This window comes from Nostoc sp. 106C, from assembly GCF_002154725.1.
Lineage (GTDB): Bacteria > Cyanobacteriota > Cyanobacteriia > Cyanobacteriales > Nostocaceae > Aulosira.
In genome coordinates this window covers 31,750-57,079 of sequence record NZ_MTAW01000077.1, presented here as the reverse complement: position 1 = coordinate 57,079, position 25,330 = coordinate 31,750, and the positions used below count along the sequence as shown (strand labels likewise).

Sequence of the window (25,330 nt, the reverse complement as noted above, 5' to 3'; positions counted from 1 at the left end):
TTATATAAAGATTAAAAATTGTTAGTCAATCTTTCTTTTTTGTCTAAAAAACCTACAGGTATCACAACCTATGCTAGTAATATATTTCCTTATTTTGAATTGCTGAATCCAAAATTACTAGTTGCAGAAGCAATCCCTAACTATACATGCTATGATATTCCTTCAAATTTAACACCCGACCAAGGTACATTAGGCCATTTTCGGCGCCTTACCTGGACAGAATTTCAATTACCAAAAATTTATAAAAAGCTCAAATCTCATCTATTATTTTCTCCTCTACCGGAAGCGCCTCTCTATGCAAATTGTCGTTTTGTTGTGATGTTTCATGACTTAATACCATTACGCTTTCCTAGACGCTTTTCACCTCTAATACCCTACAATCGCTACTACATCCCCCAAGTGCTCACTCAAGCACAGCATATTATCTGTAACTCCCAAGCCACAGCTAAAGACATCATCAACTTTTACCAAATTCCTATTAGTAAAATTACTCCTATCCTCCTCGCACACGATCGCAATCATTTTCGTTTCCTCAACCTCCCAACCTGTAATTACTTTCTTTACATTGGTCGCCAAGATTCTTACAAAAATGTCCATCGATTAATTACCGCCTTTGCTGCATTACCAAATTGTAAAGAGTACGAACTTTGGTTGGTAGGGCCTAGCGATCGCCGTTATACTCCTGCTTTACAAGCGCAAGTTGAAGAATTAAGTTTAACTAATCAGGTAAAATTTCTGGACTACGTTCCTTACAAAGAATTACCAAAAATTATTAATGGTGCGATCGCGCTTGTCTTTCCTAGTTTATGGGAAGGCTTTGGCTTACCTGTCCTGGAAGCAATGGCTTGTGGTACTCCTGTGATTACTTCTAATATCTCCTCTCTTCCTGAAGTAGCTGGCGATGCTGCGATTTTAATCAATCCCTACAATACAGGAGAAATAACAGAAGCTATGCAGGCTGTTGCAAATAATTCAAATTTGCGATCGCATCTTTCTACTCAAGGTATTGCTAGAGCAAATCAGTTCAGTTGGGAGAAAACAGGACAAGCCACCGCCGAAGTTTTATCACGCTATCTGTGAGTGCTAGGCTAAAGTAAACTTGCTAAATATTTAGCCAATAAATCTTATGGTTGTGCAAACTGCCCCCCGTCTATATTCTATTGAGGAATACTTAACGCTTGAAGAGAGTGCTGAGTACCGCAGCGAATACCGTAATGGGGAAATCGTACCAGTGACTGGCGGCTCGATTAATCATAATCAAATTATTATTAATTTAATAATTGCTCTCGGACTTGCTCTTATACAACAAGATTATCTTGTCTATACTAGCGATCTACGTCTATGGATTCCTCGTTATCGGGAATACACATATCCAGATGTCCTGATAATCAAAGACGAACCCATCTTTCAAGAAGGACGCACAGACACAGTTATCAATCCCAGTATTATTTTTGAGATACTTTCTAAATCTACTAGTAGTCGAGATAGAGGAGATAAGTTTACTTATTACCGTTCAATTCCAGAATTCCAAGAATATATTTTAATTGACCAATATCAATTTCATATTGAACAATTTAGCAAAACATCAGAGGGTAACTGGCTTTTTAAAGAATCTGACGATGAAGATGGAGTTTTAACTTTAGCTTCAGCCAACTGCCAAATTCCTCATCGCCAGATTTATGAACGAGTCAAGTTTGAAAATCCATCAGAGTAGATATTTTTGAGTAATTCACGTTGAATGTGAATTAAGTCTTGAAACCCTTGTAATTTCGTTGATAGACACAATACCATGATTTTGGGCTAGTTGAGAAACTCTTATGGGGTAAAAGACCTTTCTCATTCACATCAGGCGTAATTCATAATTACAAATTAGCAATTTTTTAAGGTGTTCCCACCGCCCCAGAGTAAATCAAACCCCGTTGCATATCCAGCGTTAAAATTGTCCCATCCCGGATTACTTGTGTCGCTTTCTTTACTCCGACAATCACTGGTACACCTAGACGCAAACCAATGACTGCTGCATGACTGGTAAGACTCTCTTCTTCTGTAATAATTCCAGCAGCTTTGCGAATTGCCTCAACAAAATCGGCAGTGGTACGAGGGGCAACTAAAATATCTCCAGGATTAAAGTGACTTGCATCCATACCCGTGTGGGCAACCCTGGCGCGACCGCTCACAGAACCTTGTCCCAGTCCAATTCCTTGACCGAGAATCGCCGTTACTACTTCAACCTTAATTAAATCTGTAGAGCCTGAAACCCCTTGGAGTGTGCCAGCTGTCATCACGACTAAATCACCCTCAGTGAGTAGCTTATTCTCCTGAGCAACATTGATCGCGGCTTGAAAAGTCTGACCAGTAGAAGGTAGTTCTAAGACTAACAGTGGTTTTACTCCCCACACCATTTGTAATTGTCGTGCTACATTCACATGTGGTGTGATGGCCAAAATCGGTGTTTGAGGACGGAATTTGGACACATTACGAGCTGTTGCCCCAGTTTGGGTTAAGGTCATAATTGCTGCCGCACCTAGCTGCTCTGCAATTTGCCCCACAGCTTGACTAATGGCGTTAGGAATGGAACGCCTCGTATCTCTTAACTGCCGAACGGCATTTTGCCTCTCTTCCTGTTCAATGCGCTCAGCAATTCGTGCCATAGTTGCGACAGCTTCCACAGGGTAGTTGCCCACAGCCGTTTCGTTAGAGAGCATGACCGCATCTGTGCCATCTAAAATCGCGTTAGCCACATCTGACACCTCAGCACGAGTGGGGCGGGGATTACTCACCATGCTGTCTAACATTTGAGTGGCGGTGATGATAGGAATCCCTAAGCGATTTGCTGTAGCAATCAGCCGTTTTTGCAACACAGGTACATCTTCTGCTGGTAGTTCAACCCCTAGATCACCTCTAGCAACCATAACGCCATCGCACAAAGCCAAAACTGCTTCCATTTGTTCAATGGCTTCGTGCTTTTCAATTTTGGCAACTACTGGTACATTCTTGCCTGTGCTGGAAATTAGCTCTTTAATTTCTATGAGATCCTGAGGATTGCGGACAAAAGAAAGTGCTATCCAGTCTACGCCCTGATCTAGACCAAACATTAGATCCTCTCGGTCTTTGTCGGTCATTGCCTTAATAGAAAGGTAAACACCTGGAAAGTTGACACCTTTATTGTTAGATAGTTTACCAGCTACGGTAATGCGACAATGTAAATCACCTTTATCGCGGTTAATCTCCTCGACTAGCATTTCTACTCGTCCATCATCAAGGAGGATTTTGGCACCAACAGGAACTTCTTCGGCTAAGTAGTCGTAGGTAACACAGCTGATGTCTTGTGTGCCGATGACGGGGCGATTGGTCAAGGTGAAGCGATCGCCTTTTGCTACAACTATAGACCCATTTTCAAACCGCCCCAAGCGAATTTTTGGCCCTTGCAAGTCTTGGAGAATTGCCACTGGCTGATTTAGTTCAAAAGCGGTTTGCCGAATTAAGCGGATACTACGCTGATGGTCGGCATGAGTTCCGTGGGAGAAGTTTAGCCTTAGTGTCGTTGCACCTGCTTCAATAATCGCTTTGAGTACTTCTGGACTGCTAGTAGCAGGACCAATCGTAGCGACAATTTTTGTGCGGCGTAGAGAGTCTCTTAATTGCATAGGGGCTGATTCTAGGATCTATCTAGGAAACCATCGTAAATTAAGGGGCATTTTTATTTCCGTCACTGCTATATCAATAAAGAGGCAGCAGTTAGAAAAGGGAATAAAGGCTAATACCGCTGCGCGGAACTCAAAAGCCAAAAATCTTGTATTCTAGGCTTTTGCGCTGTCTTGAATAGTATATTTATTATCGCCGCGCTGCATTACATTAGTAGTTGGCTACTAAAGACTCCCTCTAGCGGGGACTTCAAAGGAGTGGGATAGACTAGTTATCGTACACTAATCTTGGTTCCATCCATCCCAAGGATGATATCCTTCCATGCAATTCTTGATATTGCTACACCCCTACTAACAGCAAATACTTAAGTCTTGTTTGGAATCATAGCGTTATTTATCTACACTATCCGCAAAACTGCCGATCAAGCTTGCTATACAAAATTTTATAAAAGTTTATTATTTACTAATCTTTATCGTATATTCGTAATGTTTGATAAAGAAGGAGATCAGAATGCTCACGTCGGAGGCAAAGAAGCCACTGACAGTCCCTCCCAAGGAATTTTTAGCACCTCCCGGTGATTTTAACCCGACAATGCTGCTGTTTTTTGCAGCAGTGACGATGCTAGTTCTATCTAACTTTGGTTACTGGCTGTGGGAATGGCCGCACTGGCTATGTTTTAGTGTTAATACTTTGGCCTTGCATTGTTCCGGGACTGTGATTCACGATGCTTGCCACCAAGCTGCCCATCGTAATCGAGTAATTAATGCGATGTTAGGGCATGGTAGTGCCCTAATGCTAGCCTTTGCCTTTCCAGTGTTTACACGAGTGCATTTGCAGCATCATGCCCATGTCAATCATCCCAAAGACGATCCAGATCATTATGTCTCAACTGGCGGACCGTTGTGGCTGATTGCGGTAAGGTTTTTGTACCATGAAGTATTTTTCTTTCAAAGGCAACTGTGGCGGAAATATGAGCTATTAGAATGGTTCATCAGCCGCTTGATTGTCGGTGCAATTGTTTATATTTCAGTTCAGTATCACTTTTTGGGTTACATTCTCAATTTTTGGTTTATACCAGCATTTATTGTGGGCATAGCACTGGGATTATTTTTTGATTATCTACCTCACCGTCCCTTTGTAGAGCGCGATCGCTGGAAAAATGCTCGGGTCTACCCTAACCCAATTCTCAATATCTTGATTATGGGACAGAATTATCACCTAATTCATCATTTGTGGCCTTCCATTCCCTGGTACAATTATCAGCCCACTTACCATTTGATGAAACCACTGTTAGATGAAAAAGGTTGTTACCAAACTTCAGGATTATTACAAAAGAAAGATTTCTTTGAGTTTGTTTACGACATATTTTTAGGCATTAGGTTTCATCACCACAAACCAACTGAAACTAACAAATCATAGCGGACAGACTAATGGTTAGTGGATTTTCATGTTGCCAATTAACCATTAGCCGACTTTAGCAGTTTTCTGCTGAACTGCTTACTTGTTGGCTAAGATTGTGTCATTAAAATAGCTGTAAAATAAGGTAGTGTAAATTAGGTTATTGTGGAAAAAACCATGAACCGCAAATCCTACCCAACTGACTTAGCTGATAACCCAACTAACTTGGGAAATAGCCCAAAGACGAAGGTTTGGATATGGAGCGCTATTGGGCTGCTAATTACTAACTTAGTTGTAGTCGGGATTGTAGCGTTTTTGATCCACAGAGATAGCGTGCAATCTCAGCCTAATCAACCAGCAATCCAACAAAGGCAACTATAACCGCAGGTTAACGCTACTCCTTTGGCATTTGCAGTCGCAAATCTTGGACTTGAGGAGTAGGAGTAACTATTTGCACAGACCAATAGCTAACAATCATTAGAACTAATCCAGAAAACACGCCTACTACTAAGCCAATCAGCAAAGCAGGTTTCCTAGAAAAAATAGAAACAGTAGCATTGGTTGTCTGGGCACTATTATCTTTTACCGATAAGGGATTGTGAGATTCTTGTATTTGCGGGTAGATATTGGTTATCGGTAACAGCGTATCGGATAGTGTAATATCGCTGGGGTAATCATCCTCATCCCTAGAAACTTGGTTCGTATCCTGCCCAGCTAAAAGTAGTTGATATTCTAATTTCATATTGACCGATGCCGGAGAAAAAGCTGACTCCTGCGTTGGCATATAGAAATTACTTATTGCTAGGAGCGCCTCCATTACTTCTTTTGCCGACTTATATCGGTCTTGAAAGTGGTAGCGTACCATTTTATTCAGTACTGAGGCTAGTTCAGTACTAACTTGTGCCAAGTTTTGCCAGATAATCTCACCTGTATTGGAATCTTCTGGTAATTGTGTCGGATGTACGCCTGTAAGCGCTTGAATGCCAATCATGCCAAGAGCATAAATATCACTATTCAAGCGTGGTTTACCTCGCTGTTGCTCATTAGGCATATAGCCAGGTGTTCCAATCGCAATGGTGGTGTATTGTTCAATTGGGGTAAAGATTGCAGTTTTTTCTTGACCTCTAATTAATTGATTCCAAATTGGCTTAACAGCACCAAAATCAATCAGAATTAATCGATTATCCTGCTTTCTTCTAATAATATTGTTCGGCTTGACATCTCGATGAATCAGCCCATGACTATGAACAAAATTGAGGATACTCAATATCTCGTACAAAAGTTGAAAAACTTTGCTTTCCGACCAGCAATGGCCAGGCGACAGTTCGGCACTCAGAGGATGACCTTCAATGAACTCTTGTACTAAATAGAATTCAAGGTTATCTTCAAAATCAGCTAAAAGTTGAGGCACTAAGTCATAGTTGCTCAGTTTTTTGAGGGACTCTACTTCTCTGGTAAATAGCCGTCTGCGTATTTCTACCGGAATTGAATATTTACTACTAGGTAAGAAATGTTTGACGACACGGGTGGGATGATTGGGAAGGTAGGAGTCTTGGACTTTGTAGGTTTGACAAAACGCTCCTTGACTCAAGACTTCAACAACCTGGTAACGCTCCCCTAGTAACTTGCTGCCTAACATGTTACGGTATCCCTGTCGGTTGTATTAAGTGATTTTACTTAAAAAATACCTTTATAGAAATAATATATACTTTTATTAAGAAAATTCACTGTAATTTGACGGAAGTCTTATCTAAACTTTATGAAGACTGTATTTAGCAGTTGCAAGAAGATTAGAAAATAGATGATATGAGTATTCGATGATAAAGTTCAGATCAATCCTGATTCTATCTTACTGAAAACCAGCTAAATGACAGGAAGATAAGCAAGATGACTAATGATAGCAAAAAAAGTGTCCCACTCAGCCAAGATGCCGTACAGATGATTAGAGGTCTGATTATTGGCGAACTGGTGACTGTTGCCATCATTGGTGGACTTTGGTTATGGCTGAGACCGCGGCTCCAAGTCGATAACGGTGCTTTCGCTTCCTCTGGCCAAGGTGCAGCAACTACCTCTGCGCTTGCAGCTTCAAACTTTAAGACTGTTACCAATGTTCCCATAGGATCGTTCAACTATGGTGGTAGCACAGCTTGGGCACCAATCAGGCAACTGGTTGATTCTCAGATTCAGATCACTCGTCCGGAGCTACAGTTGCGCTATGTGAACCCCACTACCACTAGTCCTGGTTCTGGTTCTGGTATTCGCATGTTGCTAGATGGGAAGTTAGATTTTGCTGAGTCCTCCCGTCCTCTCACAGATGAAGAAAAAGATATAGCTAGACAGCGAGGCTTCATATTAGAAGAACGTCAGGTTGGGATTGATGGGGTAGCAGTAGTAGTCAACCCAGCACTTAAAGTGCCAGGCTTAACTGTTGATCAATTGCAACAGATTTATCTGGGACAAATTACTAACTGGAAGCAAGTAGGCGGGCCAGATCTTGCCATTGCTCCTTTGTCCCAACATCCAGAAAATGCCGATGTAGTTTTAATATCTGGCAAGCAAGTTTTAGATGAGCAAGCCCTTGGCTCTAATGTGCAGTATGTTTACTCCACAACAGAAGCACTGCGTCGTGTCAACCAAACTCCTGGTGGATTGTATTACGCTTCTGCCCGAGGAGTGGTGCATCAATGTATGGTCAAGGCTCTGCCTTTAGGTCTTACTTCCACACAGCTAACTCCTCCCTATCAAGAACCCTTTATACCACTAAACGAGTGTCCACAAAAGCGCAATCAGCTGAACACAGAAGCCATCAAAAATGGTAGTTATCCCATGACCTCTAAATTATTTGTGGTGATTAAGCAGAACAAGGGTAAAGAACAACAAGTTGGGGAAGCATATCTCAGACTTTTAGCAACTGAGCAGGGGCAAAAGGCAATTGAACAAGCTGGGTTAGTTGCAGAAAGGAGCCACGAGCCAATAGCCAGAGGTCAAGTGAATTTAAAGTAGTCTTCATACTTTGTGCGTACACCAATAATATGGGAGCCAAAAATCGGTAATACAGCCCAATTCGGTTATGTGGAGGCTGCTACACTGAGTCACCATGTCATAAAATTGAGTGGCAGTTTAAAAAGACTGCGGGATGCGATCGCCATCAGTTATATCATGTCCGATTGAACACTTGTCATTGCCTACTCCTTCGGAGAACCCGTTCGCGTAGCGTCTCCGGCAGGAGAAGGGTACGGAGTGAAGCAATCGCTCCAGACCTTATGATTGCTACCTGAAGGACTTCCCTTCGGGTTCGGGGTGACGCTCCTGCGTCGCTAACGCAATCGACGGGAAGAAGTCAGCGAAACTGACATTGCTGAGATTATTGCCAAGTGGACAGCCATTCCAGTGAGCCGATTGGTGGAGTCGGAAATGCAAAAACTCTTGCATCTAGAAGACGAACTGCATAAGCGTATATAATGAAGAAAAAGACCGTGAAACATATAGTTTCACGGCTTTTTGTGTGGTGTGAGGAGCTTAACTACATATCATCATAAGGTAGCTGAGCAGTCACAACACGCTCGTAACAATTTTGGTAACAGAATATTTACCGATAACAGCATCAACTCATTAGCCTAGAAATTAATTCAATGGAAGTTTGACGGAACTAAAACAGGGAGCATCCCACTTTTTTGAACGTCATTGCGAGCGGAGCGAAGCAATCGCATGGACTCGTTCTTAGTTGAAGATTTTGTGATTGCTTCGTCGTTCCTCCTCGCAATGACAGTTACTCTCTAGTTGCAAAATAAAAACTGGGATGCACCCACTAAAAGACGGCAGGAAGTAGCTCAGATAAGCCTTTAAGATTAATGTCGAGTGATTGATTAAATTTATACTAAAGCACCACTGCAACTAGAACCACATCCAGCCGTACAACCATAGCAATAGGCAGCAGTTTGGATCTCACTAATCAAATCTAAACTACCAGATTTTAGTAATTTAGTAACTGTTAAAGTTTCACCATTGCGAGTTTTTGCAGGCAGATTCATCATTTGATTAAAATCGCAATCATAGACATTACCCAAATAATCAATTGATAGTTGATCGCGACACATTAAATGTTCAACGGTACTAGGATTAAAATGCAATTCTAAAAACTGTAAATAGCTACTGTATAATTTTTTGCGTTCTAGATGCATTTTAGTTCTACCAACTGGTAGATTTGTAATCGTAAATAGGTTGTTGAACACAATTACAAAGTGTTCTTGCAAGAACACTTTGTAATCTTTTTCTAGGTTCGTCTGTTCAGGAGCTAAGGAAAATTTTTCTGAGGTTGGTAACAGTGGATTATATACTAAGTCTAAAATTAAATCTGGTTTTTTCCCATAGCCGAGACGGTTAAGCCATTGCAAAGCTTTGATGGAATTATCAAAAACACCAGTGCCGCGCATTTTATCTACATTATCTGCTAAGTAGCATGGTAGGGAAGCAACTATTCTCAGTTTGTGTTTGGCAAAGTATTCAGGTAAATCAGCAAATCCATCTTCAAAATAAATGGTCAAATTAGAACGGACAATTACTTGCTTTCCCGTTTTGCTTCCTGCTTCTACTAATGGCTTAAATCCATAATTCATTTCTGGTGCGCCACCAGTTAAATCAATAATTTTGATTTCGGGGAATTTGTGAATTAACTCAATCAGCTGTTCGCAAATTTCTGGGGAAAGTTCTTCTGTGCGTTTTGGGCCTGCTTCGACATGGCAGTGTGTGCAGGCGAGGTTGCAAAGTTTACCCAGATTAATTTGTAATATAGATATACCTGTTTTTGTCAAGGTATCGTCAAGTTTTTGCTTGAAGGGAGTTAGTTTTATATCTAATGAATTTAGTGATTGAGTCTGCATTATTTACTCTTCCCCTAGAAGATAAAAATCTGCGCCGCTAAACAATTTCAGGTCAGATTACTTGTAAAAACCTAAGTTGTAGAAATTAGAAATTATGTCAGGATGGCTGCGATCGCTGAGTAGGCGATCGCCTGGTTCACTGTGTTTAAAACCTAACAGCAACCACCACCGTTATAGTGCCATGTAGAATCGGTAATCACGATTTCTGTTGGCTTTAAAGCCGCGAGTTTAGCAGCAGTTTTATCACAGACTGCTGCGGGAATACCACGCTGTAATACATGACCTGCTGAGTCATCAAACCAGGATTCTGCACCAGCATAAATTGCTGTTTTGCCAGTAAAAATACAAGCTCCATCTTCTGGTATGCCAACTTTGAAAGAGACAGAATCAAGGCTTTCTAGCAGTAAATTTTCTTCCAAGTTATAAGTCAGTGCATCTAACAGGCGGTAAGGACGACGGGCACGAATTTCGACTTGACCAAAGCCAGCATTAACAATTAATTGAGTATATTCTTGATATGTGAGTGCACCTGATAAGCACATGGCACGTAGCCGTTCATCTTGTTGTAAATGCGCTGGAATGGGACGAGTCGCAATCGGATCGCTCATCTGTAAACGTCCGCCAGGTTTCAAGACGCGAAATGCTTCTTTTAAAGCACGAGTTAAATCTTTTGGTTCAAATATATTGAAGAGACAGTTTTGTGCAACCACATCTACAGAAGCATCAGCGACGGGTAAGTTGAAAGCGTCACCTTCGCAGATTTCCACAAAACTGGGATCAAACCAGGGATTTTCTTGAGCAGCAATTTCTAAATTGCGTGTGGCGGCTTCTCGCATCGCTGCAACTGGTTCAACAGCAATTACAGCACCCACATGGCGGGAAAAGTAAGCGAATTGTAAGGCTTCTAAGCCACCACCAACACCAACATACAAAACTGTAGGTTGGTTAACTAGTTCATTGGGGTGAACGGTAGTCCCACAACCATAATTCATTTCCTGCATTGCTAGAGGAACTTTCAGCCCAGGTAGTTGCAGGGGTGTACTTTGGACACAACAAAGTCCAACTTGCGGTGTTTCTGCAACTTCGCGGTAGAATTGCGCCGCTGTTTCTAAATAGGTCATTGGGATTTTAATATTGAGTATCGTTCTCTAGAGTCAACTTTGTGCATCCTAATATAATTAAATCTCAATTGCATGAGCTTTAGGTAAGGGACTTGCGATCAAATGGTGTACCAAAAGATCGGGCTTCGACTTCGCTCAGCCCTCGACGCTCAGCCAGTGGGTTGAGCGCAGTCGAAACCCACGATCCTGGGTATCTGGTACTTTATTTTCATGCACATCCCTAAGAGCACAAGATTCTCAAAACACTTATAAAATAGAGGAGTTTAATTATCTGAATTTTGCTTAAAAGTAGAAGATCCCCTAAACAGACATAAAATAGGAAGTTTAGGGAATCTGTACGAGTCAGAATTAAGCATTTAAAACGTAGCCGATACCATGCACGGTTTGAAGGAGAGGCTTTTCGTTATTGGCTTCGAGCTTTTGGCGTAAATAGCGAATATAAATTTCAATTATTTTAGAATCGCCTATAAAGTCATGACTCCAGACTTCTTCTAGAATCCGATCGCTTGTAATTACCTGTTGTGGATGAATAAGTAAATATTCCAGTAAATCAAATTCTTGGTCGGTTAAATCAATTAACCGTTGACCACGGTACACTTTCCTTGTAAGACGATTCAATCTCAGATCTTCAAATTCTAAGATATCTGCAACGTCTGTTTGCTGGATTCTGCGCAAATGGTTACGGACTCTGTCCACTAACTCTTCGGCACAAAAGGGTTTAGGTAGATAATCATCAGCACCAGCGTCTAGGGCTGCAATGCGATCGCTTGCTTCATCTTTGGCAGTTAATAAAATTATAGGGACTTTATCGCCAGTACTTCGCAGGCGGCGGCAAGTTTCCAACCCCGATAAACCTGGTAACATCGATTCTAAAATTACTAAATCAGGATGCAACTTCTGTGCTGCGGCAATGGCAGTTAATCCATCGTAAGCAACACTGACTTGATAACCCTCATAATTCAGTTCCAATTCTACAAATCGAGCGAGTTTGACTTCATCTTCAACCAGTAAGATGTGCGTCATAGATGATGTTGATAATTTCAGCAGGATATAGTTACAGAGATACAGATTCGGCAAGTTTTCGAGAGGTACTAACTACTAAATAGTTAGACATCTAAATAGTACTCCGTCAGCTTAGTATAGTTCTAAGTACGTAACAACCGTAAATCTGCGGTTCCCTATGACTGCTACATCACAAAAGCATGGATATTTAGCAGTAGACTGCGACATCTTCACCACATTCATCCGCAAGAAAACAGAGAGCTTTAAAACGCAAAGTTACTACTTGTTCGTAAAGAGGATTTAACTTACACATCGGTGGAATGTGAACTAACTTCCGACCAAAGATTTTGATGTCTCGTTCAAACGGGCATTGGGCAGGAATGGCTTTGCACAAGAAATGAGCTAGTTTAGGGTTATGAATTTCTATTCCTTCTAACCATTCACGTACTGGATAAAGTAGGTCGTGATTTAACAGAATTTGTGTAAGGCATGTCATAATTTTTCTCCTAATAATTTATAATTGCAAAGTTCGCTTAATTGTTTGGATTTTCATCCCTATAAATTTATACGCTAGATAATTGAGTTTTATGCAGACCATTATGAGTTTTTACTTAGTTCTGTTGTGGTTGCATTTCTCTTTTTGTGACAAATCTGACTACACAATCAATTCTCTGCATTCCGGATGATTTGCTGCGCTGCGCCTATCAGTTGTTTTTGGATCTAATTTAGTGCTGTGTTCCTTGTGGATAGGGATTTTTAATTGTGCGATCGCTATCCTATCGTCTTCAGATAAATTTGCCACGCTAAATTAGCGGTTTTTGGGTAGGCTTATCCGAACTTGATTGGGCGTTTATGCCTAGATGCACAAGTGCTAGCTTTAGGCTAGAGTACAGAATAAGGAAGACAAGGAAGGAATAACTAATTAAGCCTTGACTGTTGCTAATTTTTCAATCCTGACTCCTTGTCCTTTGTTCATTGTTGGAGGCGCAGCTTAAACTTTTTCACTGAGGCTGTAAATATAAAAAAGCTGCGAAAACAGATGACTCGTGACTTTATCAGTAACAAAAAGCAAGTTTTTGACATCTGGGCACCAAGCTACGATTGGCTTTTACCATCAGTGTTTTACCAAAGCATCCACAAACGGTTGCTAGAATACGTTGATTTACCACCTCAACCTCATGTACTAGATCTGGGTTGTGGTACTGGACGCTTGTTGGATCGCCTCGCTACTAAATTTCCTGATTTGCGCGGTACTGGATTGGATTTATCTCCGGAAATGGTGCGAGTAGCCAGACAAAGTAACCGCCATCGTCCGCGTTTGATTTATGTTGAAGGTAAGGCTGAGTCTCTTCCCTTTGCTGACGGTCAGTTTGACGCTGTTTTTAACACTATAAGTTTCTTACACTATTTAGAACCCAAACAGATTTTGCACGAAGTAGCGCGGGTACTCTCCCCTGGTGGACGCTTCTATTTAGTGGACACCACTTTTAAAAGTAAGGCAGAACTGCATCTGACGTTGGGTTCGCTTGGCAAAGTTAGGCTTTACAGCCCCGATCAACGGGAACTGATGGGTGCGTCTGCTGGATTAGCTTGTGTCGGTCACTACTATTTATTAGGGCCTGTGCTGCTGACAATTTTTGCTAAATCAGTCTTGGATTAATAGCTGTTGAACTTAGATTTCTTCTGTTCGCGGGAGTTTGGCGCGATTCCCCGCTTCTGTTTGTTGATAGTGCATGAATACTACAGGAACTCGAATCAGCTTTTTAGCTAACTCCGACAATCGAAACTTAGGCTTGAGCGATCGCGGTAAATCTTCAAAAGCAACGGGTACAAAGCCAAAGCGACTGTAAAACTGTGCTAATCGCTGACCTAGACATTCCAAATATAAAGGCTGAGTGGTTGTAGAGATCAAATGCTGTGTCAGAAAACTGCCCAAACCACGACCTCGCCAAGTCGGTGCAACAACCAAACTACCTAGTTCTTGAGTATCTAAAAAGTTACGTAGCTGTCCGCAAGCTACTAACTTGCGATCGCATTCAATTACCCAAAATTGCTGCCAACGTAATTGAGTTGGGTCGAGTTTCGCAGATAATACCAACAATCGAATCGGCCAATTATCCTCAGACGTTGCCTTGCGGAGGACAAATTCAGACGGTAAAGCTAAATTGCTCTGTTGCATTAATTCTACTTATATAATTTATCTTGCATAAATTACACTTTACTACTTACTCAAAGGCACTCAGAATTTACTTATAAATAGTAGTTATATCTCAATCAATGCTCTAGGAATATTGAGTAAATGATTGCCTATAATCTGCTTTGACGTTACTTCTTAGCTACTGAAAGCGGTTTCGATTTACCAAAAGATATTACTAAACATTACTTCCGATAGAGGGATAAAGCAGACACAACTATATTCTAGATAGATAAATTTTCATTCCTGTTGTTCTTAAAATGTTAATAACAAATCACAGGAGCTTTAAATATGTCTGAAGAACAAAAGCAAAAATCCAATAGTGAAGATACTACACCTTCCGCTTCTGGTGGCTATCAAACACCCCTTGAAGATAGTATTCGTAAAACTGGCGACGCTGAACAAAGTGATGCTAGACAAACTGCTAAACCAGAAGCACCTGGTGAAGATAATGTAGCAGGTAGCCCCAATCAAGGCACTGAATCTCGTTAATTAGCCTCAAACGGTAAAACTGACCTAGCCAAATAAGGCATTTTTCTGTTTATCCCAATTCAGCAAAACCCGAGTGGAAATTGTCGATGAGAGCGCAATTTTCCACTCATTTTCATTGCATAGAAAAGCTTGACTGAAATTTATTTTGTTTTGCTGGATAAGATGCGATCGCCCTTGCTACCCCATCATCAATTAATCTAGCTTACGTGCGATCGCCATCTCAAAATCCAGAACAGCCTCCACTGTTGAATAATTCAATATATTCTTGGAACTTTCTCGTTGTACCATCGTATAGAGGATGTTATTAACAGCTTGCCATTGAAACTAAATCTGATGAATGGCTCGGCAACGCTCCTGTGAATATGCGATGAACAGATTAACAGAAAAATTTATTGCAGGTGGTTTTAGTTTGGCACTACTGCTGTTATGTAGTGTAGGCGCAGCTTCCTACTGGAGTGTGCAAAAGCTGAATGAAGATCAACGATGGGTAATTCATACCAATCAAACTTTAAATATCCTCGATGATTTAAATCATGGATTTCTGAGTGCCGAAAGTGAAAAACGGGGTTATGTTCTCACTGGTAAGGCAGAGTATCTAAAAAATTATGGGGCAAACAAGCAGGAAGTTTATCAGGCATTTCAAGCATTGCGCCAGTTAACCAGGGATAACCCAAATCAACAACGCCGATTAGATGCACTTAAACCCTTGATTGATCGAAGATTTAATTTATTTGAAGAATCAATCAAATTTCTAAACCAAAATACTTCAGATGGGGCAACCAAAATCATTATTACAAATGAAGATAATTTAATCAGCCAACAACTTCAGAGAATTAGCCAAGCAATAGAGAATGAAGAGAAAAATTTATTGCAGAAGCGGACAGCATTAACAAATTATAGAGTTACTCAAATTATCATTGTAATTAGTGTTGGATATGGCTTGAGTTTTGCTCTACTAATACTGGTTTATCTTTTATTACATAAACAAATTTTAATCAATAAGGCATTATCAGAAGAAGCTATTCATCTAGAAAAGCAAGCCGCAAAAGCACAATTAGCCAATATTTTAGAAACAGTTTCGGATGCTTTCATTGCCCTCGATCGCAATTGGTGTTACACCTACGTTAATCAAAGAGCAGGACAAGTTTTTAACCGTTGCCCTACAGAACTAATTGGCAAAAACATTTGGGAGGAATTCCCCGAAGGTGTGGGACAAAAGTTCTATCATGCTTACTACCAGGCTGTAGCCGAACAGCAAATCATTGAAATAGAGGAATATTATCCACCTTGGAATCGCTGGTTTGAAAATCGTATTTATCCCTCAGAGGAAGGACTATCAATTTTTTTTCAAGATATCACCCGTCGCAAACTTGCAGAAATAGCGATAGAAAAGAGTGAAAAACGTTATCGCTCACTGGTAATTGCCACTGCTCAAGCTGTTTGGATAGCAGATGCTAACGGGTTACCCAAAGAATTTTCCTCTTGGATAAATTTGACTGGGCAAAGTGAAGAAGAAGTCAAGGGATGGGGTTGGCTGGATGCAATTCATCCTGAAGATCGACAATTCACGGAGCGTTTGTGGAATCAAGCACTGGCAGAGACAAGTCTTTATAACCTAGAACATCGCGTGCAGTTGGCTAATGGTAGCTATCGATTTTTTGCTGTACGTGCGATTCCTGTATTAGATGGAAATGGGCAGATTATAGAGTGGGTAGGTACTCACACCGATATTACCGAGAGAAAACTCGCTGATGAGGCTCTGCAACAGGCAAAAGCAGAGTTAGAAATCAAAGTTGCGGAACGAACAGCGGAATTATATAAGCTGAATGAGGATCTCAAACGCTCTAACCAAGAATTAGAGCAGTTTGCTTATGTGGCTTCTCACGATTTACAAGAACCATTACGCGCCGTGGCTGGCTATAGCCAATTGTTAGGACAAGAATATCAAGAGCTTCTAGACGAGTCGGCGCAGGAATACTTGGCTTACATTGTGGATGGGGCAACCAGGATGCGGCAGTTAATTCAAGATTTGCTTGCTTATTCCCGTGTGGGAACTCGCGGTCAAGCATTTGTCCCTACTGACTGCAATATCGTACTCAATCAAGCACTAAGTAATTTACAAGTAGCGATCGCTGAAAGCAAGGCTATCATTACCCGTGACTCTTTGCCTACTGTACATGCTGACAAAACCCAACTACTGCAATTATTTCAAAATCTCATCGGTAACGCCATCAAGTTTCGCCAAAGGGAGTCGCCCCAAATTCACATCGGTGCAGTCAAGGGAGCGGAAAACCTTGAAGCTAAATCTGAATGGCTCTTTTGTATCCAAGATAATGGCATCGGTATTAAGCCTCAATATCTGGAACGTATTTTTGAAGTCTTTCGACGCCTGCATACCCGTCGGGAATTTGCCGGTACAGGTATCGGTCTAGCTATCTGCAAAAAAATTGTTGAGCGACACGGTGGTCGCATTTGGGCAGAATCTCAGCTTGGAGCAGGAACAAGATTTTATTTTACCCTCAATGAAAAATAACTGTACTGTATAAAGTGTATGCCATATTTATAATTAATACTTAGAATGATTAATAACCAAGCATTCCGATGCATTGAAATTTTGCTAGTTGAAGACTCTCCTAGCGATGCTAACCTGACCATCAAAGGCTTCCAGAATGCCAAAATTGCCAACAATTTGCACTGGGTTGAAGATGGCGAAACGGCGATGAACTATTTACAGCAGCAAGGTGAATTTGTCAATGCTCCTCGCCCAGATTTAATCTTGCTTGATCTAAATCTGCCAGGTATGGATGGACGTGAAGTCCTAACAGAAGTCAAATTAGACCCCCATCTCAAATGTATTCCTGTTGTGATCCTCACAACCTCTACAGACGACCAGGATATTCTTCGCTCTTATAATCTTAGTGCTAATTGCTACGTAACCAAACCTGTTGATGTTTACCAATTTATCCAGGTTGTGCAATTGATTAAAGATTTCTGGCTAGCAGCAGTAGCGTTACCACGAGAGCAGTAGGTTTGAAAATTTCTTTTCTCGCAGGTAAACTACAAAATTACAGCCATTTGCCCCCCAGAGATAATGTAACGAAAAATTAATAAATTATAGATAAATGCATACAAAGATTAATAAGCACAGATAAGTCTGTATTTAATCTTAACGAGCACCTGTGAATGCTTAGTAACAGATGGGAAACAAGGAGATTATCTACCAAATCGAGCAAACCCTACCTATGGAAAAGAACATAATTCACATCCTATTGGTAGAAGATAGCCCTACTGATGCCATGCTGCTCCGTCAGGTTTTGTCGCGTGCAAATCCGGGAGAATGGCAGATGACCCATGTTGAACGGTTATCTGAGGCAATAGATATTAGTAGAGAAAGTACTAGGCAAATTTCAGATGACTCTCAACAGGAAAGTTTTAGGGAACACAGATTCGATGTCGTTTTGTTAGATCTCCACCTCCCCGACTCTACTGGATTAGATACGGTAAAAGAATATCGGGCAGCAGTACCTGATATTTCAGTTGTGGTATTAAGCGGGCTTGATAATGAAGATTTAGCACTCCAAGCCATGAGCGAAGGTGCACAAGACTATCTTGTCAAAGACCAGATTACTATCCAACGGTTAGTGCGTGCAATTCGTTACGCTATTGAACGGGGCGAAATTCTCAACAAGCTACGGGAGAGTGAAGAACGTAGCCGTCAAGCGTTAGCAAAAGAGCAGGAACTCAACGAGCTAAAGTCAAACTTTGTCGCAATGGTTTCCCACGAGTTCCGTACTCCCATGACCACGATTCGCACAGCAATAGAAATCCTAGAACATAACAACGATAAACTCACTGACGAACGCCGCGCTAAATACTTTGTTCGCATTCAAAAAGCCATTAACCAGACCCTTGAGCTTTTAGATGAGATATTATTCTTGAGCAGAACTGAAGCATCTAAACTAGAACTGTATCCTCAACCTTTGAATTTAAACAATTTTTGCAGCGAACTTACAGAAATTTTTCAAATCAGTACAGGTAGTCAGCACAATATCATTTTTACTTCTCAAGGAGAATGTATCACAGCCGTAATGGATGAAGAGTTACTCAATTGTATCTTCACCAATTTACTTTCTAATGCTATTAAGTATTCTCCTCAACAGAGCAATATTTTGTTTGATTTGACTTGTCAGGATGATATCGCAACCTTTCAAGTCCAAGACCAAGGCAGAGGAATTCCTCTCAAGGATCAACCGCATCTATTTCAAACTTTTTATCGCGCCAGTAATGTGGGAACAACTCAAGGCACAGGGCTGGGTCTTGCGATTGTGAAAAAGTGCGTAGATCTTCATGGGGGACAAATTAAAATAGAAAGCCACCAGGATATAGGCACAACAGTAACAGTAACGCTGCCATTATACTCTTTTGCTTCATCGGCGAATTTTAGATTTTAAATTTTGAATTTTGGATTGGAGAATTTCCCAATCTAAAATCCAAAATTCAAAATTGATTGACGATAATTCTTTCAACGGACATGATGTCACTCTAATAATTATGCAACCTCCTTGATTTGTTGGAAATTTTGCTTCAGCAGTTCAGTTATTCTATCGGCGGGAGCAGGGATACCAAAGTAGAATCCTTGTCCTTCTTGACACCCGCGCTCTTGTAAATAGTCTAGCTGTTGTTGAGTTTCCACTCCTTCAGCTGTGATGTTCAACTGGAGGCTTTTAGCTAGAGCAATAATGGCATCGGTTACAGCGGCGCTATCAGCATTAGATGTTACATCTTGTACAAATGACCGATCAATTTTGAGCATGTTTACAGGAAAGCGCTTCAGATAGTTCAAAGAAGAATAACCAGTGCCAAAGTCATCTAAAGCTAGCCATACCCCTAATTCTCGTAATTGTTTAAGAGTATTAACGGAATGTTGAATATCACTGACTAAAAAGCTTTCAGTCACTTCCAATTCTAGATAAGATGCTTGCAATTCTGTTTGTTTAAGAACTTGTCTGACAACCTGGACTAAATTTGGTTGTTCAAACTGTCTAGCTGAAAGGTTCACTGACATGCGAATCGGCCCTAGTCCGGATATCTGCCAAGCGCGATTTTGAGCGCAGGCGGTTCGCAAAACCCATTCACCAATGGGTACGATTAAACCGTTATCTTCAGCAATGGGAATAAACTTTCCTGGAGGAACCAAACCCCTGGTAGGATGTTGCCAGCGCACTAGTGCTTCCACTGCTGTTATTTGTCTGGTCTGCAAATCTACTAAGGGTTGGTAATAAACTACCATTTCGCCGCGCTCTAGCGCCCCACGTAATTCGTTTTCTAATGCCAATCGCTCCTGTAACTGAGCGTTCATTTCAGGTGAATAAAACTGATATTGACTGCGCCCTTGCTGTTGTGCTTGGTAAAGTGCTATGTGAGCCTGTTGCAGTAGTTGATCTACACTATTGGGATCGACTATTTCATTGATGGCAATTCCAATGCTAGCTGTAATATGAATTTGTTGACCTTCTATCAAGAAGGGTTTGGATAGCGTACTCAGTAGTATCTGTGATAGCTTAATTACACTTTCAAACGAAAGTATATCCGTGCAAGCGATCGCAAACTCATCCTGATTTAAATGGGCTAAGATATCGGTTTTAGCCAGACAACTATTCAAACGCTGGGCAACTGACCTTAAGAGACTATTGGTTATTTCATGTCCCAATGCATGACTTATACCAGTAAAATCATCAATGCCCAGCAAAAGCACAGCTACAAGCTGCTGGTAATGCTGAGATTGCGATACATTTTGATAAAGGCGATCGCGAAATAAATCCCGATTGGGCAATCCAGTGAGATTATCATAATTAGTGATCTGGTGAATCAGTTCATCTAATTTATAAAGAGTTTGTGAGGTATCTGCCATTAATGTGCCTGCCTCATCCACAAATTCTGTCGGCAGTTCGGGTAATTTTTTTGTATGCAGATAGTCTTGCAATGCAGCAGATGTCAAAATTACGGGAGCAAGAAGGTAATGCAGTACATAGATAGTAGCTGCCGTACCTGCAAGTGTAGCCAACAGAGCAATCAGCAACACTCGCATCGCCATTTCCCAAGAATAGGAGTTGGAAGTAACAAAACTGATTATTAAAGTTAACAGAGGTACGTGAGTGCCGATAAACGCCACTAACATAATTTTGGCGATGTAACTTTTTTTAAGTAATCCAAATTGAGCTAAAGACGAGTATAGATAAAGTTTTCTATTTATCTGCATACAATTTTATTCAAGAATTGAGCGTCAGCTAATGTTCTACTAAGCTTCTCTGAAATCATGAAAATATTGACTACTATTCCATGAAATAAGAGTCTAAAATAGTAGACTAAATATAGGTTTATGTACCTTGCTTTTGTGAATTATCTAAAATTCTGTGTTTTATTTAGCTAAATATTAGTTCTTGCCAGGTAGTTTTAATTCTTGCCTTAGCAAGGATTTTAGATATTTTTCTCCCAGCCTGTAAAATACTAAATATTTCTTATCTCTTAATAAAAAGCTTGAAAATTAGTTTGACAAAATACCTCTTATAGTTTTATTTAATTATGTTGATTATTAAAATTAATATACTTAATATTTATTTATACTTATCAGAATTTTATTAATTTTTTATATTTATGTTTTGTAAGCAGTATAAGCTCAGATATCTACGTACTACAATATTGAGTTTTTGTAAAAATTTTAATAAAAAATTCTAATGTTTATTGCCCAGTTCCCCGTTACCCGTTTCCTGTCTCCTCTTTTATTAATGGCGAAGTAGGTAAAGTAATTTTAAATACACTATCCTCCTCTAAGTGCGATCACACACTCACGCTACCACCCATACTTTCTACCAGCGTCTTGACAATCGACAAACCTAAACCAGAACCTCCAGTAGAACGGTTACGGGTTTCATCTACGCGATAAAATCGCTCAAAAATGGATGGATCAGCCCAAGAAAATCAGCTAATTGCATATAACACCTATTTACATAAATAATGAATTATGGGTAATCAATGAGTAGTGAAGAGTAAACATACTGAATAATACCGCTACCCAACCAGTAGCCGCTTGGCAGTAAAAACCTTTTATTCTTTTGCTTTAACGCTTTTTTGTAGAAACTATTTACTGATTGAATCTTCTTTTAACTACTCTCTAAAGGGGCATAGCCGAAAGTAGCATTGAATTTACGACACCATATGGCCACAGACTTAAATTCGCCTAGCTTCACTTTTGCAGGTAAAGCATAGCGCTGAGTACCGCTGGTTTTTTGTAAGCGAGCAATGCTCAGATAATCTTTCTCTTTAATGCCAGATTGTGGTGGAGCATCTGAACGATACAAAATCACATATAAATCTGGACCTTGATTAGTTTTAAAATGTTGATCGAACTCTAGGTAATGTTTTCCTTTTTCAGTGATGACTTTTACTTTTCCCTGCGTAGGCTGTTCTCCTGCTTTAAACGCTCCAACTCCTGCACCTGAACTGGCTACTGTTAATTTAGGCGTTGTTTGAGTATGTGTTTGATTTGAGGTTTTCTCATTTGCACAACCTATGGTTATGACAGCAACAATACTCAAAATGGCAAAATGCTTGAACTTCATAGCGCTTATATTATCATTTCCTCTCTAAGAATAGAGTAAAGCTTTGCTCTGTTAAAAAAATTAATTTAAGCTGAGAATTTATTAAAAAAAAATTAGCCTGTCAATTTTTATTTAATTTTTAAAATGGAGTAATTAATGATAATGACATTTTAGATAGCTCTTGACACAGCCAATTAAGGTAGAGAAAAATTTAAAATATAATGAAAGTAACTAGGCTTGTAACACCACTACACAATTCAAGATTAGTTTTATAGATGAGATTATAATCTATAATAAAATTTTTAAAGTTATTGTTTCACTTGGTGTATATGCAAATTAAACGGACATTTTCTGGCGCTGCTTGGGAGTCTAAAGTAGGTTACTGTCGTGGCTTAAGAGTTGGAAACCAGATTTATATTTCTGGAACTGTGTCAATTGATGCAGCAGGTAACGTCTTTGCTCCTGACGATGCTTATGCACAAGCAAAACGCTGTTTTGAAATCATCCAACAAGCTTTACAAGACTTAGATGCAGATTTAAGCAATGTAGTCAGAACTCAGATGTTCGTTACGGATATTAGCCGTTGGGCTGAATTTGGAAAAGCACATCAAGAATTTTTAGGAGAAAATCCGCCAGCTGCAACTATGGTAGAAGTGAAATCATTAGTTGAGCCAACAATTTTAATTGAAATTGAAGTTGATGCTATTCTCAACAGTCTAGATAACTAGCTTAAAAATTCTTCCACCCTAAAACTAGAGTCTGAAATTTTTTAGAGTAATTTATCTTCTTAAAAAACTTTGGGAGTGCCATCTAGCAAAATCTTCGATATTCGATATAGTTAGAAAATCAATTGTTTTGAACTGTCGATCAATAGCTGGAAAGCTACATATTTTTGCACCAATATTTAAGTATGCTTGCACTATATTAGGAATAGCAACATTACATGCATCTGAACATTGTTGAGTAACTTCTATAGAATATTGGGTATTTGGGTAAACCAAAATATTGGGATGCATCAAATTATTACGCTGAAAATAATGATAAGCACAAGCAGCTTGACAAGGATTTTGTGTTAGTAGTGATGCACATCCAAAAAAATATTTTCTTCTACTTTGGATAAGATAATTTCCTAACCCTTCCCAAAGTAATAAGAGTGCTTGAATATTGCGGTATTCTGGAGCTATACAAGCACGTCCAACTTCCACAGACATCTTAAGAATAGCATCAGGAATACCATTAAGATTAAAGATATCCGCAGCATCAAAACCCAATCCTTGAGAAGCCATTGTATAAGTTTGCATCCGATAAGTGCCAATTGTTCTACCAGTCAATTTTGAAATCAGCATTAAATGATGACAAACTTTATCAAACCTATCTCGATCCATTTGGGTAAGACTAGAAGTAGAAAAACCTCGATCTAGTTCAATATTAAAGACTTCAAAGCGTAAACGAAAGATTGATTCTAATTCTTCTTCTGTCGAAGCTAGCTTTAAGATATAATTTTTGCTTTGAAGTACTGGAAAATCTATTAATGGTGAAGCAGGACTCAGTGGGTTGTCAGTGTTGCGGCAAGAAATTTCCATCTGTCTTCCTACTGGGAATGGACAAAATATCCTACTAGAATTTAGGCACTGCGCAAATAGGCTATATTGTGTATTAACTTATTGAAGCGTTATCTGGTGTATTTTCTAGATAATTCTGCTTGTGAGCGTACTTTTTAACAAATTCTCCTTGAATATATAGTTAGTTTAATTACCCCCAATTACCTGAGAAAATTGCCTTTAAGCTCCCCTCTGTTTTCTAGAGAAGTTTAAATAAGTAGAGAGGTGAGGGAAGCGATGTTAGTATTATGAACATCATTGGCGAAAAAATCTGGCAATAAGATACAGAATTATCTCATCATGCATTTTATCTGTCTATTTCTCGCATAGAAGCAGAAAGCCCACGGATTTATCCGTAGGCCTCATAATTTTTTTAGGTAAATCCTGACACAATCTATCGATACTGTAAGCATTTTTTAGATTGCTCTTTTTGCTGGAGAGAAGAGCAGAAAACTAAAAAATTGGATAATGTATCATCAATTGCGGTGGTTATTACTGTAGCGAACCCTAGTTCCTGCCCAAAGCAATTTCTCGCGCAGGGTCTGATAATATGAATTGTTTTCCCGCAAAATAATAAATTTTGCGCGACAATCAGCCATCCGCACATCAACGCGGTGTCCTGGCCAAATCGAAGTAGCTAAAACTCCGTCTGTCCATAGCTTAGTACTCAAATCGTAATCACCCAAAGGCCAGACACTGACCACAGAACCAGGGGGTAAAACAAGGGGGCGACTAGAAAGACTCATGGGACAGATAGGAGTAATGGTAACCGCTTCCATACCATCGTGCATAATTGGACCGTTGGCAGAAACAGTATAACCAGTGGAACCAGTAGGAGTGGAAATAATTAACCCATCTCCAACATATTGATCGACGATCTCACCATCAATTTCCATTTCTAAAATTGAGGTAATCATGCGATCAGCAGAGGCGGGTTTAACACAGAATTCATTCAAAGCTAGATAGCGATCGCTGACTGGTTCTAAATTCGATCCATAGCCTTCAAACACTGCTGCTTGCAACATCATCCGCCGCTGAACAGCATAGCGGTCTTCAAACAGCCTGTCCCAAACTTTTTCCGTATCTTGAAATTCTTCAACCGACTCAGTTAAGAACCCCAGATGACCTCCCACATTCACTCCTAGAATGGGAATGCCAGCTGGAGCTAAATGTCTGGCACCAGTTAAAACAGTGCCGTCACCACCAAGCACCAATGCCAGATCGATTGGTTGACCTACTGAAGCCAAAAACACCGGGTAAGGGTTATCTTTTGGACCGCTAGGCCCTATCAAAACCTGACACTGGCGATTTTCTAGTTGTTTAGCACAGATCTCTGCCCAGCGTTTACTCTGGGCATCTCGCGCCTTATAAGCAATGATTACCTGCTTGAGTTGCACGC

At 40.2% G+C, this 25,330-nt stretch carries 23 protein-coding genes and 1 pseudogene; 12 read left to right on the top strand and 12 right to left on the bottom strand.

Translation table 11 applies throughout. The features are described 5' to 3' along the window. Nucleotides 1–39: 39 nt before the first annotated feature. Together BV375_RS07855 and BV375_RS07850 are read left to right on the top strand one after the other, a co-directional pair. A complete protein-coding gene (locus tag BV375_RS07855; protein WP_243713877.1) occupies nucleotides 40–1,080 on the top strand; it encodes a glycosyltransferase family 1 protein in 1,041 nt (346 codons plus the stop codon). A 46-nt stretch (nucleotides 1,081–1,126) separates the two neighbouring features. Further along, nucleotides 1,127–1,714, top strand: coding sequence for a Uma2 family endonuclease (locus BV375_RS07850; protein WP_086759073.1), 588 nt, complete (start codon nucleotides 1,127–1,129; stop codon nucleotides 1,712–1,714). A 166-nt stretch (nucleotides 1,715–1,880) separates the two neighbouring features. Here the strand turns inward: BV375_RS07850 and pyk are convergent, their stop codons facing one another. Then, a complete protein-coding gene (gene pyk, locus BV375_RS07845; protein ID WP_086759070.1) occupies nucleotides 1,881–3,647 on the bottom strand; it encodes a pyruvate kinase in 1,767 nt (588 codons plus the stop codon). A 508-nt stretch (nucleotides 3,648–4,155) separates the two neighbouring features. On the opposite strand from pyk, the gene crtR reads away from it, so the two are divergent. Together crtR and BV375_RS07835 are read left to right on the top strand one after the other, a co-directional pair. Further along, nucleotides 4,156–5,064, top strand: a complete 909-nt coding sequence (crtR, locus tag BV375_RS07840) for a beta-carotene hydroxylase (RefSeq protein ID WP_086759067.1) — start codon at nucleotides 4,156–4,158, stop codon at nucleotides 5,062–5,064. 156 nt (nucleotides 5,065–5,220) lie between these two features. Further along, a complete protein-coding gene (locus BV375_RS07835) occupies nucleotides 5,221–5,424 on the top strand; it encodes a hypothetical protein (protein ID WP_086759064.1) in 204 nt (67 codons plus the stop codon). 13 nt (nucleotides 5,425–5,437) lie between these two features. Here BV375_RS07835 and BV375_RS07830 read toward each other — a convergent pair whose 3' ends face one another. Continuing rightward, nucleotides 5,438–6,682, bottom strand: coding sequence for a serine/threonine-protein kinase (locus BV375_RS07830; protein WP_086759061.1), 1,245 nt, complete (start codon nucleotides 6,680–6,682; stop codon nucleotides 5,438–5,440). 248 nt (nucleotides 6,683–6,930) lie between these two features. Between BV375_RS07830 and BV375_RS07825 the strand changes: the two genes are divergently transcribed. Together BV375_RS07825 and BV375_RS36670 are read left to right on the top strand one after the other, a co-directional pair. Further along, on the top strand, nucleotides 6,931–8,046 hold the full coding sequence (locus tag BV375_RS07825) for a substrate-binding domain-containing protein (RefSeq protein WP_086759059.1): 1,116 nt from the start codon (nucleotides 6,931–6,933) through the stop codon (nucleotides 8,044–8,046). A 12-nt stretch (nucleotides 8,047–8,058) separates the two neighbouring features. Then, the gene (locus tag BV375_RS36670; RefSeq protein WP_166507404.1) at nucleotides 8,059–8,214 is read left to right on the top strand and encodes a hypothetical protein; all 156 of its coding nucleotides are present in this window, start codon (nucleotides 8,059–8,061) and stop codon (nucleotides 8,212–8,214) included. A 701-nt stretch (nucleotides 8,215–8,915) separates the two neighbouring features. Here BV375_RS36670 and arsS read toward each other — a convergent pair. The 4 genes from arsS to BV375_RS07805 form a co-directional block, all read right to left on the bottom strand. Then, nucleotides 8,916–9,923 carry an arsenosugar biosynthesis radical SAM (seleno)protein ArsS gene (gene arsS, locus BV375_RS07820; RefSeq protein ID WP_086759056.1) on the bottom strand — a complete coding sequence of 336 codons (1,008 nt, stop codon included), beginning with the start codon at nucleotides 9,921–9,923 and terminating at the stop codon, nucleotides 8,916–8,918. A 152-nt stretch (nucleotides 9,924–10,075) separates the two neighbouring features. Further along, complete coding sequence (gene arsM, locus BV375_RS07815; RefSeq protein ID WP_086759053.1) at nucleotides 10,076–11,044, bottom strand: arsenosugar biosynthesis arsenite methyltransferase ArsM; 969 nt, start codon at nucleotides 11,042–11,044, stop codon at nucleotides 10,076–10,078. Between the two features lie 348 nt (nucleotides 11,045–11,392). Further along, nucleotides 11,393–12,067 carry a response regulator transcription factor gene (locus BV375_RS07810; protein ID WP_086759051.1) on the bottom strand — a complete coding sequence of 225 codons (675 nt, stop codon included), beginning with the start codon at nucleotides 12,065–12,067 and terminating at the stop codon, nucleotides 11,393–11,395. Between the two features lie 187 nt (nucleotides 12,068–12,254). Next, entirely contained in the window at nucleotides 12,255–12,542 is a 288-nt protein-coding gene (locus BV375_RS07805; protein WP_086759048.1) for a Mo-dependent nitrogenase C-terminal domain-containing protein, read from the bottom strand. A gap of 543 nt (nucleotides 12,543–13,085) precedes the next feature. Between BV375_RS07805 and BV375_RS07800 the strand changes: the two genes are divergently transcribed. Next, a complete protein-coding gene (locus tag BV375_RS07800) occupies nucleotides 13,086–13,706 on the top strand; it encodes a class I SAM-dependent methyltransferase (protein WP_086759046.1) in 621 nt (206 codons plus the stop codon). 12 nt (nucleotides 13,707–13,718) lie between these two features. Here the strand turns inward: BV375_RS07800 and BV375_RS07795 are convergent, their stop codons facing one another. Further along, nucleotides 13,719–14,225, bottom strand: coding sequence for a GNAT family N-acetyltransferase (locus BV375_RS07795; RefSeq protein WP_086759045.1), 507 nt, complete (start codon nucleotides 14,223–14,225; stop codon nucleotides 13,719–13,721). Nucleotides 14,226–14,531: 306 nt separating this feature from the next. On the opposite strand from BV375_RS07795, the gene BV375_RS07790 reads away from it, so the two are divergent. The 4 genes from BV375_RS07790 (at nucleotide 14,532) to BV375_RS07775 (ending at nucleotide 19,183) form a co-directional block, all read left to right on the top strand. Beyond that, a complete protein-coding gene (locus BV375_RS07790; RefSeq protein ID WP_086759043.1) occupies nucleotides 14,532–14,732 on the top strand; it encodes a hypothetical protein in 201 nt (66 codons plus the stop codon). 337 nt (nucleotides 14,733–15,069) lie between these two features. Further along, entirely contained in the window at nucleotides 15,070–17,265 is a 2,196-nt protein-coding gene (locus BV375_RS07785) for a CHASE3 domain-containing protein (protein WP_243713876.1), read from the top strand. Between the two features lie 45 nt (nucleotides 17,266–17,310). Then, nucleotides 17,311–17,760 (top strand): response regulator, encoded by a 450-nt coding sequence (locus BV375_RS07780; RefSeq protein ID WP_086759040.1) that lies wholly within the window; start codon nucleotides 17,311–17,313, stop codon nucleotides 17,758–17,760. Between the two features lie 169 nt (nucleotides 17,761–17,929). Next, the gene (locus BV375_RS07775) at nucleotides 17,930–19,183 is read left to right on the top strand and encodes a hybrid sensor histidine kinase/response regulator (protein WP_347812725.1); all 1,254 of its coding nucleotides are present in this window, start codon (nucleotides 17,930–17,932) and stop codon (nucleotides 19,181–19,183) included. 98 nt (nucleotides 19,184–19,281) lie between these two features. On the opposite strand, the gene BV375_RS07770 is transcribed toward BV375_RS07775, so the two are convergent. The 3 genes and pseudogenes from BV375_RS07770 to BV375_RS07760 all read right to left on the bottom strand — a co-directional run bounded on the left by BV375_RS07770 (nucleotide 19,282) and on the right by BV375_RS07760 (nucleotide 22,351). Continuing rightward, nucleotides 19,282–20,991 carry a bifunctional diguanylate cyclase/phosphodiesterase gene (locus tag BV375_RS07770; protein ID WP_086759037.1) on the bottom strand — a complete coding sequence of 570 codons (1,710 nt, stop codon included), beginning with the start codon at nucleotides 20,989–20,991 and terminating at the stop codon, nucleotides 19,282–19,284. 578 nt (nucleotides 20,992–21,569) lie between these two features. Then, nucleotides 21,570–21,689 (bottom strand): annotated as a pseudogene (locus BV375_RS07765) (ATP-binding protein); the annotation flags it as partial. A 203-nt stretch (nucleotides 21,690–21,892) separates the two neighbouring features. Beyond that, the gene (locus BV375_RS07760) at nucleotides 21,893–22,351 is read right to left on the bottom strand and encodes a DM13 domain-containing protein (protein WP_086759034.1); all 459 of its coding nucleotides are present in this window, start codon (nucleotides 22,349–22,351) and stop codon (nucleotides 21,893–21,895) included. Nucleotides 22,352–22,659: 308 nt separating this feature from the next. Between BV375_RS07760 and BV375_RS07755 the strand changes: the two genes are divergently transcribed. Further along, complete coding sequence (locus BV375_RS07755) at nucleotides 22,660–23,058, top strand: RidA family protein (RefSeq protein ID WP_086759031.1); 399 nt, start codon at nucleotides 22,660–22,662, stop codon at nucleotides 23,056–23,058. Between the two features lie 51 nt (nucleotides 23,059–23,109). Here the strand turns inward: BV375_RS07755 and BV375_RS07750 are convergent, their stop codons facing one another. Continuing rightward, nucleotides 23,110–23,913, bottom strand: a complete 804-nt coding sequence (locus tag BV375_RS07750; protein WP_086759029.1) for a GNAT family N-acyltransferase — start codon at nucleotides 23,911–23,913, stop codon at nucleotides 23,110–23,112. Nucleotides 23,914–24,407: 494 nt separating this feature from the next. Next, nucleotides 24,408–25,328 (bottom strand): NAD(+) kinase, encoded by a 921-nt coding sequence (locus BV375_RS07745; RefSeq protein ID WP_086759026.1) that lies wholly within the window; start codon nucleotides 25,326–25,328, stop codon nucleotides 24,408–24,410. Nucleotides 25,329–25,330: the final 2 nt, after the last annotated feature.

What these genes read in the sequence shown, in the direction of transcription:
- BV375_RS07850 (WP_086759073.1), top strand. Translation starts at nt 1,127, where the DNA reads ATGGTTGTGCAAACTGCCCCCCGTCTATATTCTATTGAGGAATACTTA.
- pyk (WP_086759070.1), bottom strand. Translation starts at nt 3,647, where the DNA reads ATGCAATTAAGAGACTCTCTACGCCGCACAAAAATTGTCGCTACGATT.
- crtR (WP_086759067.1), top strand. Translation starts at nt 4,156, where the DNA reads ATGCTCACGTCGGAGGCAAAGAAGCCACTGACAGTCCCTCCCAAGGAA.
- BV375_RS07835 (WP_086759064.1), top strand. Translation starts at nt 5,221, where the DNA reads ATGAACCGCAAATCCTACCCAACTGACTTAGCTGATAACCCAACTAAC.
- BV375_RS07830 (WP_086759061.1), bottom strand. Translation starts at nt 6,682, where the DNA reads ATGTTAGGCAGCAAGTTACTAGGGGAGCGTTACCAGGTTGTTGAAGTC.
- BV375_RS07825 (WP_086759059.1), top strand. Translation starts at nt 6,931, where the DNA reads ATGACTAATGATAGCAAAAAAAGTGTCCCACTCAGCCAAGATGCCGTA.
- arsS (WP_086759056.1), bottom strand. Translation starts at nt 9,923, where the DNA reads ATGCAGACTCAATCACTAAATTCATTAGATATAAAACTAACTCCCTTC.
- arsM (WP_086759053.1), bottom strand. Translation starts at nt 11,044, where the DNA reads ATGACCTATTTAGAAACAGCGGCGCAATTCTACCGCGAAGTTGCAGAA.
- BV375_RS07810 (WP_086759051.1), bottom strand. Translation starts at nt 12,067, where the DNA reads ATGACGCACATCTTACTGGTTGAAGATGAAGTCAAACTCGCTCGATTT.
- BV375_RS07805 (WP_086759048.1), bottom strand. Translation starts at nt 12,542, where the DNA reads ATGACATGCCTTACACAAATTCTGTTAAATCACGACCTACTTTATCCA.
- BV375_RS07800 (WP_086759046.1), top strand. Translation starts at nt 13,086, where the DNA reads ATGACTCGTGACTTTATCAGTAACAAAAAGCAAGTTTTTGACATCTGG.
- BV375_RS07795 (WP_086759045.1), bottom strand. Translation starts at nt 14,225, where the DNA reads ATGCAACAGAGCAATTTAGCTTTACCGTCTGAATTTGTCCTCCGCAAG.
- BV375_RS07790 (WP_086759043.1), top strand. Translation starts at nt 14,532, where the DNA reads ATGTCTGAAGAACAAAAGCAAAAATCCAATAGTGAAGATACTACACCT.
- BV375_RS07785 (WP_243713876.1), top strand. Translation starts at nt 15,070, where the DNA reads ATGGCTCGGCAACGCTCCTGTGAATATGCGATGAACAGATTAACAGAA.
- BV375_RS07780 (WP_086759040.1), top strand. Translation starts at nt 17,311, where the DNA reads ATGATTAATAACCAAGCATTCCGATGCATTGAAATTTTGCTAGTTGAA.
- BV375_RS07775 (WP_347812725.1), top strand. Translation starts at nt 17,930, where the DNA reads ATGGGAAACAAGGAGATTATCTACCAAATCGAGCAAACCCTACCTATG.
- BV375_RS07770 (WP_086759037.1), bottom strand. Translation starts at nt 20,991, where the DNA reads ATGCAGATAAATAGAAAACTTTATCTATACTCGTCTTTAGCTCAATTT.
- BV375_RS07760 (WP_086759034.1), bottom strand. Translation starts at nt 22,351, where the DNA reads ATGAAGTTCAAGCATTTTGCCATTTTGAGTATTGTTGCTGTCATAACC.
- BV375_RS07755 (WP_086759031.1), top strand. Translation starts at nt 22,660, where the DNA reads ATGCAAATTAAACGGACATTTTCTGGCGCTGCTTGGGAGTCTAAAGTA.
- BV375_RS07750 (WP_086759029.1), bottom strand. Translation starts at nt 23,913, where the DNA reads ATGGAAATTTCTTGCCGCAACACTGACAACCCACTGAGTCCTGCTTCA.